At 44.1% G+C, this 15,215-nt stretch carries 5 protein-coding genes; 2 read left to right on the forward strand and 3 right to left on the reverse strand.

Features of this window, described 5'->3' with window-relative positions:
* Positions 1-246: 246 nt before the first annotated feature.
* A complete protein-coding gene (locus OSCIL6407_RS0101765; RefSeq protein WP_007355887.1) occupies positions 247-4,200 on the reverse strand; it encodes a PAS domain S-box protein in 3,954 nt (1,317 codons plus the stop codon).
* A gap of 451 nt (positions 4,201-4,651) precedes the next feature.
* Between OSCIL6407_RS0101765 and OSCIL6407_RS0101770 the strand changes: the two genes are divergently transcribed.
* Together OSCIL6407_RS0101770 and OSCIL6407_RS0101775 are read left to right on the forward strand one after the other, a co-directional pair.
* A complete protein-coding gene (locus tag OSCIL6407_RS0101770; RefSeq protein ID WP_007355886.1) occupies positions 4,652-7,747 on the forward strand; it encodes a hypothetical protein in 3,096 nt (1,031 codons plus the stop codon).
* A gap of 844 nt (positions 7,748-8,591) precedes the next feature.
* A complete protein-coding gene (locus OSCIL6407_RS0101775) occupies positions 8,592-12,881 on the forward strand; it encodes a response regulator (RefSeq protein WP_019486860.1) in 4,290 nt (1,429 codons plus the stop codon).
* Between the two features lie 372 nt (positions 12,882-13,253).
* Here OSCIL6407_RS0101775 and OSCIL6407_RS0101780 read toward each other — a convergent pair whose 3' ends face one another.
* The gene (locus OSCIL6407_RS0101780; protein WP_007355491.1) at positions 13,254-13,619 is read right to left on the reverse strand and encodes a PEP-CTERM sorting domain-containing protein; all 366 of its coding nucleotides are present in this window, start codon (positions 13,617-13,619) and stop codon (positions 13,254-13,256) included.
* A 283-nt stretch (positions 13,620-13,902) separates the two neighbouring features.
* Entirely contained in the window at positions 13,903-15,090 is a 1,188-nt protein-coding gene (locus OSCIL6407_RS0101785; RefSeq protein WP_007355490.1) for an LL-diaminopimelate aminotransferase, read from the reverse strand.
* Positions 15,091-15,215: the final 125 nt, after the last annotated feature.

Consider the following 15,215-nt stretch of genomic DNA (forward strand, 5'->3'; position numbering starts at 1 on the left):
GGCTAGGGAAGAAAGGGAAAGAGGGGCTACGATGCTATGATTCTCAGGAAAGAAGAGGAAGAAGGGAATAGAATCAGCGAGTTTGGTGGAACTCAGAACGTCTTAACTACCAAGAAGGTTGATAGAGTTTTTGATTTTCTTTGTTTACAAATTTGAGTTATACTAATTTCACACCTCAACCTAGATTTTGAGGTTAATTTTAATTTTTTAATTATCTTTTCATGGTTAATCTAATCATTTGAAAAGTTATACTAGGGAATTGCTTTGAAGCAATTCGAGGATTTGCTCAAATAGATATTTGCTTCCCAGTTCAATCAAATATGCACCAAACTTTGACAGTGATGGAGGTAGTTTACCTGCGAGTTCAACAATTGCATAATCATTGCCACATACAGCAGCATCCTCTAATTTATCCAGCCATTCTTGAGGTAATGAGGCTAGATCTGTTGGAGCGATCAACTCTAACAAATTTTGCTGGGACAAGGATAAAGATACAGGATAATCATCTAATGTAATAGAAGGTTCCGCATACAAATATTCTAACCCTAAATATTCTCTCATCTTAATAAATAAAGTTTCCTCCCGGAAAGGTTTGCTGATATAATCGTTGCAGCCAGCCGCAAGGGCTAGGCTGCGATCGCTTTGTGAAGCTTGTGCTGTTAGTGCAATAATAATACCATTTTTATTCTCTTCCATTGCTCTAATTTGTCGAGTTGCTTCATAGCCGTCGAGCACAGGCATCCGAATATCCATCCAGGTCAAGTCAGGTTCCCATTCTTGCCATAATTTTACTGCCTCTTGGCCATTGGTAGCTTCCCGTATTTCCAAGCCTAATTGACTCAGTAATTTGATGATTAGCAATCGATTTTCTTGTCGATCGTCCACTACTAAAATACGCCGTTGTTTTTGACCAGGAGCTAGTCCTCTGACTATAAGATCGGTTTTATATGGGACAATATTAACTTTATGTATTGGGCAAACCGGGACGGTAAAGGTAAATGTACTACCTTGTCCGGGAGTACTATTCACAAAAATTTCTCCGCCCATAATTTCAATCAATTTGCGGCTAATTGTCAAACCTAACCCAGTACCATTTTTCGCCCTCTTTCCAGCCTGTGTCTGAACGAAGGCATCAAAAATGTTGTCAAGTTCTTGAGGGGAAATGCCTACTCCGGTATCTGTTACCTCAAATAGTAAACTGGTTTTAGGTGTTACGTTGGAGATTGTAGGATCTAAGTTGCTAATTTCAGGTGCTTCTAAGCCTCGAACTGTCAAGCTTGACTCCTCACTTCTGACGCGCAGTGTGATATATCCTAGATCGGTAAACTTCAGGGAATTACTCAGAAGATTGAGTAACACCTGACGCAATTTTTGGGAATCAGCAAGGATGAACTGCGGTAAATTTGGAGCAACGTCAAAATAAAGCTGAAGTTTTTTAGAGTTCACCCGTTCAGCTAACATATTTTGGAGGGAATGAAGCAAGGCAATTAAGTCAAATCCAGTTTCTTCCAAGGTAGAGTGTCCGGCTTCGATTTTGGAGAGATCTAAAATATCATTAATTAGACTCAGTAAATAATCTCCACTTCGACCAATAGTTTGTAAATCTTCCTTTAATTCTGGGGTAAGTGCGGGATTTCGAGCCATCACCTGAGTAAAACCTAAAATGGCATTTAAAGGAGTACGTAGTTCGTGACTCATATTTGCCAGAAAAGTGCTTTTTGCCAGATTTGCAGATTCTGCTGCTTCCATTGCTTGCCACAATTCAATTTCTCTGCGTTTGCGATCGCTGATATCTCGTACAATCTTTGATGCCCCAATAATCGCACCTTTTTTGTTCTTAATTAGAGAAATACTTACCGAAACATTGACTAACGTTCCGTCTTTGCGCTGCCGAACTGTTTCATAGTGAGGGATGCTTTTTTCCTGTCTAATTATTGTTAAAATCTGGGCTTCTTCGTCTACATAGTTTGGGGGAATTAGTTTTGTTATTGATTGCCCTACTATCTCTAGAGCTGTATAACCAAACATTCTTTCTGCTCCTGCATTCCAGCTTTCAATCACACCGTCTAATGACTTACCAATGATGGCATCTTCGGAAGATTCAACAATTGCTGCTAACTGAGAAATCGCTGCTTCGGTTTGTTGTCGCTCGGTAATATCAATCGCGACTCCTCCGACAAGTATTTGTCTTGATGTTTCAGGAAGTGGGAATTTATAAACTAAAAATTGACCCACAGTACCATCGGCACGAGGTGCTAATTCGATCGCTTCTAAGACTTGTTGGGTTTGGACAACCTTGTGGATATTATCAAGAATTTTATGGGCAAATTCTGATGAAAAAATCTCAAAAATTGACTTGCCAATAATATCAAGTGTTGGCAGTTTAAAGTTTTTTAAATAGGATTGACTAGCGTAGAGGATTACCCCATTTGTATCGCTAATCCAGGCAGCAGCCGGACTGTGATTCATAAATAATTGAAAGCGAGTTTCGCTTTGCTGGAGTGCTTCCTCAGCATATTTGCGTAAGCGAAGCTCGCCGTAGGCATCGCTAACATCCTTCATAAAACAGTGATGTCCTATAAACTGGTGTTGCTCGTCATAAATTGAAATCATCACTAATTGTTTATAGAATATAGACCCATCTTTGCGAATGCCTCTGGCTTCAACTTCTACTTTATCGTTTTGCTGCATTTGGTCATAAGCAGCAATCAGTTTATCCACATCATCAGGATGAACGGTTTGCTGCCACATCATCCCTAGCATCTCTTCCGGTTCATATCCTGCGGCATTAGCATAGGAGCGATTTACGGATAAATAACGTCCACTCTTATCCAATTTAGAAATGCCAGATATCGCATTTTCTAGAGAGATTGTCAATTCTTGAAGCTCAGCTTCTGCTTGCTTTCGCTCTGTAATATCGGTATGAGAGCCACTCATCCGAATGGCTTTACCTGCATCATCCCAAAGTGCTTGACCGCGATCTAAAATCCATTTGTAGTCCCCGTTTTTACAACGAATGCGATGCTCAGAAATGTAGAAGGGGGTTTTCTTGGTAAGGTGGTCTTGAACAGCCTGCACTACTTTTTCTCGATCTTCGGGATGTAATAGGTTAATCCGATCTTGGGGATACTTGCTATGTTCGCTATCTAGATAGCCTAGTATTTCTTTACATCGGGTAGAATAAAATATCTCGTTTGTTTGCATATTCCAATCCCAGATGCCATCGCTATTACCTCGGAGTGCTAGTTGCCAACGTTCTTCGCTCTCCCGTAAATTAGCTTCTATTTGTTGTCGCTCGACAATTTCCTTCTCTAATTGTTGATTTATTGTTCTGGCTCTGCGAGCATGATGCTCTGACTTTTGAGCTAAATAAACAGTTAGTGCTAATATCCAAACACCGCTCAATCCGCCAAATAAAATGACTTTGGGAAGAATAGAGTACTCATACGATAGCATTTTTGATGTTGAAAATATTTCGACTTCCCAGTTGATTTCGTGGGATTTCAGACTGAATTTTTCTGATGGCGATATTGGCGATCCATCACCACGTTGATAAATTAAATTTGTGCCTTCATGAATACGAATGCTATAGCCTGCTGGCAAGTGTAAAATGCGATCGAAGAGAGATTCGATTTGCAATATAATTTGAATGAAACCATTAAAATTGTTCTTAATAAATAAAGGAGTATAGATAGAAAAAATAGTTTCTCCTGGCTTGAGGGAAACAGCGGGAGTGATGATAATTTTACGGCGATCGCGCACACCATTGAGAGCTGCTAACTGTTTTGCCTCCTGACGCAGATATAAACTTTTTGCGGCTTCGTTTCCAGTTTTGGGGAGAATCCAACGCACTTGTAGAGATCGGTCAACCCAGGCGATCGTTTGATAGCCTTCAAAATCCCTGAGATAGCTAGCTGCATCGATTTCCCTTTCGGATTGAGAATTGCCCCAGTGAATCTGCCATCGCGTTGCCATGCGCTTTAATGCGTGAATCCGAGTTTCGAGTTCAGCAGTTAAATCGTGCTTAACCGCATTGGATTCTGCTAGAGTCATCTGCCGAATATAAAACTGTTCCTGCATTTCAGCTTGTTGCCACAGCCCTAAAACAGCGATCGAGGCAACGATCCCAAGCAACAGTGGTGTCCAATGTCGTCGATCGAGCCTTCGGGCAACCCATTGATACCAATGTTGCTGTTTCACATTACTACCTCTTAAATTGTTGCTAGCTGTAAATCTTAATTAACTAACTTTTGAACGGCATTATAGTTATTAATCTTAACTATAATAGCAAATTAGAAAAGACTCGATAAATTTTTAGTGCTGGCGATTGTCCTCTCTAGTTCAAAAGTGAATCTAATTGAGAAAAAATGAGACTATTTAAAACAGTAATTGACATCAAAAATTGACAGCCACAAGTGTTCTCTCTCTTTTAGCCTACTGTTCCCCTCTCAAATGTCACTTAGCATAATTATCTCAATTGTGACAGCCAGCCGCAGACATATTTTAATTCTTCAGACTGTAGGGGGATGTTTTATCTACTAAATCCGAAGATGCTTAGGAGCAAGGACTCTGATAGCGGAAACTATACATCTGCTACTCGCGCCACCTTAAAGAAAACTGCGCGAACCCATCTTGTGATGAGGGATATACTATGTATCAAAATTTGCCAATAAATCTGGGACTCTATCACTTACCATTCTCGCTCGCCCAAACTCAAACAGAGCAAGGTATTCAGACAGTAGAAGACGCAGCGCTGCTTTATTCTGGGCCGCAATTTTTTATTGCTTTGATCGCAGGAGTTGTGCTGGCTTGCGCCTTCCAATTGCTGCTGACAAATCTTTCTGTCGCCGCCGGTCTTTCCTACTGGGGAAATCAGTCAAGCGATTCTAACTCCGAAGGTGAAGGCAGTCCCGTCCGCCATATTGGATCGAAAGTGGGGACTTGGACGCTAATCACAGTCAGCGTTGCGCTCTTTTTTGCCTGCTTGCTGGCTGTAAAACTCAGTCTGATTCGTAGTGTGGGTTTAGGTGCAATTATCGGCTTAGTAGTCTGGGGAACTTACTTCTCCATGCTCGTGTGGGTAAGTTCCACAACCGTCGGCTCTTTAGTCGGTTCCGTTGTCAATACTGCGACTGCTGGCTTTCAAGCAATTGTTGGCACTGCCGCCGCCGCCTTGGGTGCTAAAGCTGCCAAGGATCAAGTCGTAAGCACAGCTAGAGCCGCCGCCGCCGCTGTTGGTCACGAACTAGGGAGCGCGATCGACCCCGTGACTATGCGGGAAACAGTCGAAGATTACATACAAAAACTTAAGCCACCAGAATTAGATTTCCAGGCGATTCGGGGGGAATTTGAAAAACTGCTCAATGACCCGCAACTAAAAGCGATCGCGGGTAGTGAAAATTTGCCTAACCTCGACCGTCAAACCCTTATAGACTTAGTTAGTTCCCGCACCGACTTATCAAAACGCGATGTTAATAAGATCGTAGACCAATTGCAAGATGCCTGGAAGCAAGTAGGGAAGCAAATGCCGGCCAGCGATGGCATTGGTCAATTAGTAGACTACTTCAAATCGGCAAAACCAGGGGAACTGCTCTCGGATAAACTTTCGAGCCAAATCGAAGGGGCGATCGGCAAAATCAGCCCCAACCAAGGTCAAAATTCCAGCATGATGTCCCAAGCCGGCACAATGGCGATTAATGCCTTGATGGGAGTAGTTTTGGGCCGTACAGACCTCTCGGATCTGGATGTGGAAAAAGTTGTCGGTCAACTTAAAGCAGCCAAGAACAAAGTAACCGACCAAGCAGGTAAAGTCAGTCATCAAGTCAAAGGCGAACCCGCTGAACCCTTCAGTCCCATTCGCGCTGATGTAGAAAACTACCTGCTCAACGCTTACTCCTGGCAGATGAACCCGCAAACCATAGATCGCGACTTTCGAGAAGCGCTCTATGACCCCACCGCCGATCCTAGAACAGTTCGTCAGGATTTAGAGAAACTCAAAAAGTCCTACTTCGAGGAACTGCTAGCTAGTAGAGGTGTCTTTACTCAAGCCAAAATTAAAGAAATCGCCAATCAGCTCGAAGACGTGCGGCTGAAAGTTTTGCATACAGTTAGGCTTGCTGAAGAGCGAGAAAAAGCTCAAGAGTTGCGCTTCCGCGTGGAAACTTACCTGAAGTTAACCCCCAAGGAGGAACTTACCCCCGAAGGTATTGGTCGCGATTTCAAGGCATTGTTGGAAGATCCAGACGCATCTTACGAACACTTGCGCGATCGCCTTTCTGTCTACGATCGCGATGCCTTAGTACGGCTACTCAGACACCGCGAAAACATCGGCTGGCACGAGATAGATCCGATCGTCAAGGAACTGGAAAGAGCGCGGGATGTCGCCTTAGCAGATGCTAAAGGTCTACAAGAAGCTGCCCAAGCTCGTCTCGATAATCAATGGCAAAGAGTACAGGAATATCTGCGTTCTACAGGTAAAGAAGAACTCAACCCTGAAGGCATCAAACGCGACTTGCAAAAGGTGCTGGATGACCCAGAATTAGGAATGTGGGCGCTTAGGTCTAGAGCTTCCCATTTTGACCGCGATACCTTGGTGAAACTGCTATCTCAGCGGCAAGACTTGACTGAAGATCAGGTCAATCAAGCGATCGATCAGGTCGAGTCAGCTTGGAGTAGCGCAATGCACGCGCCGAAAGCCATTGCTGATAAGGCTAAGGAACAGTACGACTCAACAACGAGCGCGATCGCCGATTACCTCCGCAACACTGGCAAGGAAGAACTCAATCCAGAAGGGATTAAGCGCGATTTGAGTAAAATGCTCGCAAATCCCAAAGAAGGAGCCTTAGCAGTACGCGATCGCATCTCTCACATGGATCGCGACACCCTGGTAAAACTACTTTCCCAGCGCCAAGATTTAAGCGAAGAGCAAGTCAATCAAGTCATCGACTCCGTACAAGAAACCATCAACTCCGCCATCAAAGCGCCCCGCCGCTTGGCGAAGCGAGTGCAAGCACAGGCGCGAGATTTCCAAGGTACTTTGCAAGATTACTTGCGGAACACTGGCAAGGACGAACTCAACCCCGAAGCCATCAAACGCGACTTGCAACTATTGTTGCATGACCCCAAAGTAGGGGCTCAGAGTTTGGGGGAACGACTCTCTCACTTTGACCGCTCTACCATCGTCGCCTTGCTCTCCCAACGCCAAGACATTTCCGAAGCAGAAGCCAATCGGATTGTCGATCAAATTTTGTCAGTGCGCGACCAATTCGTGCTGCAAATCCAGAAAATACAAGAGGGAGTTCAAGCCGCGATCGACACAGTTTTAGATAAAATTCGCGATTATCTCAACTCTTTAGATCGGCCAGAACTCAACTATGAGGGCATCAAACAGGATGTCCGCACCTTATTTGACGACCCACAGGCGGGATTTGACGCATTACGCGATCGCCTCGGCCAATTCAACCGCGATACCCTCGTAGCGATTATCAGTTCCCGCGAAGACATCTCCGAAGCCGATGCCAATCGCCTCGTAGACCAGATCGAACGAGTTCGCAACACTACCCTACAACGAGCCGAACGCTTACAACAACAAGCCCAACTCCAGTTAGAAAGCATCAAGCGGCAAGCTGAACACCAAGCCGAAGAAACCCGCAAAGCAGCCGAAGTTGCCTCCTGGTGGCTCTTTTTCACCGCCCTCGCTTCTGCGGTAGCATCAGCCGGTGCAGGGGCCTTAGCTGTCATCCGTTAACAATTGGACTTTAGCTAAATCAACTTGAAAAAGCCTCTCAGCCGAGAGGCTTTTTTTGTGTTGTATAACAGAAGGCTGAAGGCTAAACGCTAAACGCTAAGAAATTTAGTTATCGCAACCACCACAACGCTTAGGACACGAACGATCGCCGAAACCCTTTCTATTATTACATTTTCCTCCTGCCCCCTGCCTGCTGCCTCCTGCTATAGAGCCACCTCAAGGAGTTAGGGACTAGAGGCTAGGGGACTTCGGGGTGCAGTTCGACAAGCGTGCGACTGAGCGCTCACGGTCGAAGCCCTTGCTATCTGCTGGGATTGGGCGAGATCGCCGCCCCTGAGTAGTAAATCAGGTTTAAATAGTATGTTGGGTAGATACTAGGCTAGGTGTAAGGAAGTGAAACCCAACCCACTATCTACAACTCTAGTTGAGTAACACTAGCACTCGACCCAACGTAGAAATGTTACTACTTTATTTGGCTCTCCCTTGGCTGGAACCAGGCTAAATAATTTTTTGCTTCACACTTGATGCTGAGAAAACACAGATAATATAGCAGAAGGCTGAAAAATTTAGCGATCGAGAAGGGCTGAAGGAAAATGCCATAAAATTAATAATAGTTTCAGGGATTAAGAACGTCATCACCGTCTTGGCGGTTGCTATCAGTCATAGATCGTTGCTCACACATGACTTGCGAGCAGAGGAGCAACGGAGTACAGGAGAATAAAGCTTTGGGTGAAAAGAGTTGCTTAATAACTCATAATTCCCCACCTACCCACGCCAAAAGTTAACAACTAACCACCTTCTTCCCTCTTCCTCCTTCCTTCTTCCTTCTTCCTTCTTCTTTCCCATGAATCTTCGCAAAAAAACACTATTAATAATCGGCGCAGCCCTCCTCAGTTTAATTGTCGTTCTCTGGGCTACTGCATCAACTATCTTGCTGCATGACTTTAATAATTTAGAGGCTCAGTATGTCCGCCAGGATGTAGCGCGGGCTTTAGATGCTCTTGATGACGATCTATCCCACTTACAGGCAAGCGCTCAAGACTATGCCGAATGGGATGATACTTACGCCTACCTAAAATCACCTAACGATGAATATATCAAGTCCAACTTCGTAGATGCGACCTTTATCTATTTAAGACTTAACTTATTGCTAATTACCGACAACGAAGGTAACATAGTTTTTAGTAAAGGATTCGACCTAAAAACAGAAACTCAAATCCCTATTCCAGATAGCATCAAAAAATATCTAAGCGCCGACAGCCTTCTACTTAGTAACAACAAAAATTCAGCCGAGAACCCCACAATTCCCTCTGCTAAAACAGGTATTATTCTTCTCCCCGAAGGCCCCGTACTGATTGCCTCTAGGCCTATCCTTCCTAGCGAAGCCGTCGCACCACCACGCGGAACACTGATTGTAGGGCGCTACCTCAACGACACTGAAACGAGGCGTTTAGCTGAACTTACACAGTTATCTGTAGATTTTAAATTACCAACCTTAAGTTTTAAATTAGGGCGTGTCAATGCCGATATTGCGGCAGATCGCATTTACAAAATACCTGAAAATCTGCGGTCGAAAATCGAAAACCTCCAATCCGCAGACATACTCATCGAACCCCTAAGCGACAACTCAGTAGCCGGATATGCTCTAATTCGCGATATCTTCGGCGAATTGGCTTTGTTGCTACAAGTCAACGTACAGCGAGTAATCTACCAGCAGGGTCAAACTACCCTACGGTTATTTAACTCATCCCTATTATTGCTAGGTATAGTATTCAGCGTTTTAACCCTGCTGCTGCTAGAAAAATTAGTGCTATCTCGCCTATCAGACTTGAGCACTAGCGTCAGTAGCATTGCCGCAAACGGCGACCTCTCCATGCGCGTACTCATGCCGGGAAAAGATGAATTATCAAACCTAGCCGAGACAATTAACGGTATGTTAGAAGCCTTGCGTAATTCTCAATTTGAGCGCGTAGAAAGCGAAGACCGCTATCGCTTGATGGCAGAAAACTCTACCGACATGATTACCAGGCACGACCCCAAAGGGATTTTTCTCTATGTTTCTCCAGCCTGCCATGCTCTGCTCGGTTATGAACCGGAAGAACTGATCAAAGGTGTACCTAATGATTATTTTCACCCAGAAGACTTAGAAGCGATCGCCAAAGCTCATTCCACAGTTCTAGCACTCCCAGTAACTTACACCGTCAGCTACCGCATCCGTCGCAAAGACGGTCAGTATGTCTGGTTTGAAACCACCAGTCGCGCCATTCGCGAAGCGGAAACAGGGAAAATTCAAGAAATTATTGGTGTTTCTCGCGACATCACCGAACGCAAACAGAGAGAACAAGAATTGCGAGAGAGCGAAGCCTCGATTCGGGCATTGTATCAAGTAACTTCCGCTCCTTATACCGATCCAATTAATCGTGTCTCTACCTTCGATCAACGCCTCCAAAATTTACTAGCAATGGGGTGCGAACAATTTAACTTAGAATTTGGCATTTTATCTCATATTGAAGGCGATGACTATCGAGTAATTGCCGTTCAGTGTGCAGACAACTCCATTACTAAAGGGCAAATATTTGATTTAGAAAAAACCTTTTGCGTTGCTACGGCAATGGCACAAGAACCTCTATATTTTGAATCAATTAGGTTTTCAGGCTTGTCCTTCGCTTGCAGCGATCCTGCCTTTAATATTGAAGCTTATATGGGAACGCCGGTTATAGTATCAAGCTTAGTTTATGGCACCTTAAGCTTCTGGAGTCCTAACTCTCTGAACGAACCTTTTAAAGCAGTAGATAAAGAACTTTTAAAACTGATGGCCCAGTGGGTGGGTGGCGAACTAGAACGACAGCAAACGGCGGTAGATTTGGCGCAAGCCCGCGACCAAGCTCTCGCTGCTACTAGGGCGAAAAGTGAATTTTTGGCAACTATGAGCCACGAAATTCGCACTCCTATGAATGCAGTAATCGGCATGACTGGTTTACTTCTCGATACTTCGCTTACTAATGAGCAGCGAGATTTTGTAGAAACTATCCGCAGCAGCGGCGATGCTTTGCTAACGCTAATTAATGATATTTTAGATTTTTCCAAAATTGAATCTGGCAAACTTGATTTAGAGGAACATCCCTTCGATCTCCGAAACTGTATTGAAGAATCTATTGATTTGGTCAGTGCTAGAGCTGCGGAAAAAAATCTAGAATTAGCTTATTTAATTGAACCTTCTGTGCCGAGTACGGTAGTGGGAGATAGCACCAGATTGCGACAAGTTTTGGTAAATTTGCTCAGCAATGCAGTTAAATTTACTGCGACAGGAGAAGTGATAGTCTCAGTTATAGCTCGCAATATCCCTGCTTATAATATTAATAATTCGCTGTTGGCTAATGGTCAACAAGAACAATTAGAGCGGAGCAATGAACAATTAGGAATTATTAAACAGTATGAAATTATATTCGCTGTCAAAGATACTGGCATCGGCATTCCTCTGAACCGAATGGATCGGTTATTTAAATCTTTTAGCCAGTTGGATTCTTCTACAACACGCCATTATGGAGGTACAGGTTTAGGCTTGGCAATTAGCAAGCGCTTAGCAGAAATGATGGGCGGGAGAATGTGGGTAGAAAGTATGGGCGGGTCTGCCGGAACTCCACCGGAGGATTTTCGCGCTTCAATTTTTGATTGGAGATTTCAGGAAACTGCGGATAATTTCAAAGATTTTGAGGGTGAGAAATCCAATAATTTAAAATCTAAGTTATCTAATTCAAAATCTACAGGTTCTACGTTTTATTTCACTGTTAATGCTCTGTGCGACCCCAGTTATTTAACACTTAATTTGAACAATATTCAACCACAATTAGCTGGAAAGTGGCTGCTAATTGTGGATGACAATACTACTAACCGCCAAATTCTGACGTTGCAAGCTCAGTCGTGGGGAATGTTAGTCCGTGCTGGTTGCTCGGCTAGCGAGGCTTTAGATTGGCTATCTCAGAAAGAGCAGTTTGACGTGGCTATTTTGGATATGCAAATGCCGGAGATGGATGGATTGCGATTAGCGGCGCAAATTCGTCAACACCCAAATTGTCAAGATTTGCCTTTAATAATGCTGACTTCTATGGGCAGACAAGAGGCTGCGATCGGCAATGATTGCGAGATTGAATTTGCCGCGTTTTTGAATAAGCCAATCAAACAATCTCAGTTGTACAATGTTTTAATTAATCTATTTAGCGACCAACCTGTTGTAGATGGATGGGCGGGTAATAATGGGCAATGTTTGCCAGAAAATATACCTCTACTTGCGGAACAATATCCCCTACGGATTCTGTTAGCTGATGACCATTTGGTGAATCAAAAGGTGGCTTTACAAATTTTGCAGCGGATGGGTTATCGCGCTGATGTAGCGGGGAATGGTAAGGAAGTTTTAGAGGCTTTACGTCGCTTGCGTTATGATGTGGTGCTGATGGATGTGCAGATGCCAGAAATGGATGGCTTGGAAGCTTCGCGCCGGATCTGTGCAGAATGGCCTCCGGGTTTGAGGCCGCGAATTATTGCGATGACGGCGAATGCGATGCAGGGCGATCGCGAAGAGTGTTTGGAAGCTGGCATGGATGACTATGTAAGCAAGCCAATCCGCAGAGCACAACTTGTGGAAGCTTTATCCCAGTGTCAGCCTCGAATAGCGGTAGAGGGAAAAGATGGAGGAGCGGGGGAGCGGGGAAGAGGTAAATCCTCCCCATCCTCCCCATCTCCCCCATCTCCCCCATCTCCCCCATCTCCCCTCCTTCCCCCCTGTCTTGATGCCAATATTTTAGAGGGGTTACGGGATGTGGAAGCTCTCGATGAGGTGATTGATATTTACCTAGAAACTGCTCCCAAATTACTAGAAGATATAGGGATCTCTTTAGCGTCGGCAGATATATTGGCTCTGCGGCCAGCGGCCCATTCTTTAAAGTCAATTAGTGGTACTCTTGGTGCTTTAATTCTATATGAACTTTGCCAGCAACTTGAAACAATGGCCAGGGTTAGTATTAATGAGGGTAAGCCTTTACCGCTAGAGTCAGTTGCGATTTTTCAGCAGATTGAGGCTGAGTATGAAAGAGTAAAGGAGGCTTTGCAAATGGAAAAGCAGCATTCTGAACTTTAGAGGCAGGAGGTTGGTTATATGAAGTTCACTCAACAATGCAGATTGTATCAATAATATGATTTACAGCAATTCCGGTTAAATACTTGTCATTGCGAGCCAAGCGCAGCGCTTGACGCGCTGCGCTTGGCTCGCAATGACAGATTGTAAGTAATTTGCCGGACATGATATTACGCAGGTCGTCCTAGAAACCGGGTTTTTGAGAGAATCTGTGGGTAAAGGCGAAGTATTTTCGTCAAAAAACCCGGTTTCTTTGGTTGGATGCGTAAGTCCTGAATAATTTGGAGAAATAGATTGCTAATATAGTTGGGTGCGTAAGTCCTGAATAATTTGGAGAATAATTTGAAGAAATAGATTACTAATATAAATTACCAATTAAGCTTTTCTTAGTGACTTACGCTTAAATGCAAAAAGCGCACTAAAACCAATTAAACCTACAAGTGTAGAGGGTTCCGGTATAGATACTGTACTTGCGGTCGCATCACTCGGAGTGTTCTGTGTCCAGGTGGAATTCGGCCGATCGCTCGTTGGACGGCGATCCGAGTAGTTAATACTAAAGTTATAAGTAGAAGTATCACTAAGTGTATTATCCTGCTGGACGCTTGCCTGTGCTAATTCAAAGCTTACTGGAGTTTGCTCCTGCTTGTTCGCTTCAAAAGCCTTGGCTGGATAGCTTACGATCGCACTCGCGCCGACAAACAGCGTAGTGCTCAGTAAAAGCCATCTGATAGTCTTGTACATGGTGTTTGCCTCTACACTTTTGACCGTACAATTGTTAAACCATGAATTAGTCGAGGGGTTAACCTCGTTCCAGAGAATTTTTCGATCCGATCTGTCTCCAAAAACAGTTTTCCATCTCACCCAAAATCCTAAATTGTATTTAGTAAGATTTTTCCCCTGCTATTTTCTCTTCTAACCCCATCTAATTTTATAAAATCTAGAGGCTAGATTTTATGAAGATATGGTGTGATTTCCCCTAAAATTAAGTAAAGCTTTGCTAAAGTTCAAGACTGACTTTTTAATCTCAGCACCCTCTTAGGAATTTGCCCACTTTAGCTGCGGCTAACTCCAAAACTGGTGGCGGCTCTACTAGGGCAAATCTAACATAGCCTTCTCCAGCTTTGCCAAAACCTGCACCAGGTGAAACTGCTACTCCTGTTTTTTGTACTAATTCCATACAAAATTTTACAGAATCTTGATTCCAAGGCTCAGGTAATTTAGCCCATACATACATAGTAGCAGCAGGCTGAGGCACTTGCCAACCGATGCTATGCAGTGCTCCGACAAAGGCATCCCGCCGCTGCCGAAAGGTTTCAACTGTCGCGGTCACGCTGTCTTGAGGGCCAGTTAATGCTGCGATCGCGCCGTTCAAAATTCCTCGATACTGGTTAAAGTCAATGGCGGCTTTCACCTTTCGCAGGGCCTCTATTAATTGAGCATTCCCGATCGCATATCCGACTCGAAACCCCCCCATGTTGTAGGATTTGGAAAGGGTAAAAAACTCAATAGACACGCTTTTTTCGGGGTCAGCTTGTAAAAGGGAAGGGGCGGTGTCGCAACGGGATAACTCCCCTGAAAATACTAAATCTACATAAGGGAAGTCGTGAACTAAAACCAGGTCATGTTCCTGACAAAAGGCAACGGCTTTTTGAAAGAAAGAGAGAGGCGCGATCGCGGTTGTAGGATTATGAGGGTAGCTCAAAACCATCATCCTTGACTGAGTAAGTACAGCAGCAGGAATTTCTTCAAACACAGGTAAAAACTGATTTTCTGCCCGCAGCGGCATCGGATAAATCTGACCAGAAGCCAAGTAAACGCCTCCTGCGTGAGAAGGATACCCCGGATCTAGCAACAAAGCAAAATCTCCGGGATTAAGCACTGCTAAAGGCAAATGAGCTGTGCCTTCTTGGGAACCAATTAAAGGCAAAACTTCAGTTTCCGGGTCAACTTGAATGCCGAATTTCTGGGCGTACCAATTCGCCGCCGCTTCTCGAAAAGCTTTAGTACCGTTAAAAAGTAAATAGCCATGAGTGCTGCTATCAGATAAAGACTGTGCGATCGCATCTATGACATTCTGCGCCGTTGGCAAATCAGAAGAACCCAGAGACAGATCGATCGTTTTCTGTCCCGCCGCCCTAGCTAAGGCCTTAGCTCGATCCATATCAGCAAATACATTCGATTTTAGGGGTTCTAAACGTTTCGCCAACTGCATAATATTAATTGTTAGTTGTTAGTTGTTAGTTGTTAGTTGTTAGTTGTTAGTTGTTACTTAACATATTAAGCATAGCTAGCTTCCTGTAATTGTTTTCTCAATTGTTGGACTCGTTGCTGAACTTC

Source organism: Kamptonema formosum PCC 6407 (assembly GCF_000332155.1).
In the GTDB taxonomy this organism is placed as follows: Bacteria; Cyanobacteriota; Cyanobacteriia; order Cyanobacteriales; family Microcoleaceae; genus Kamptonema; species Kamptonema formosum.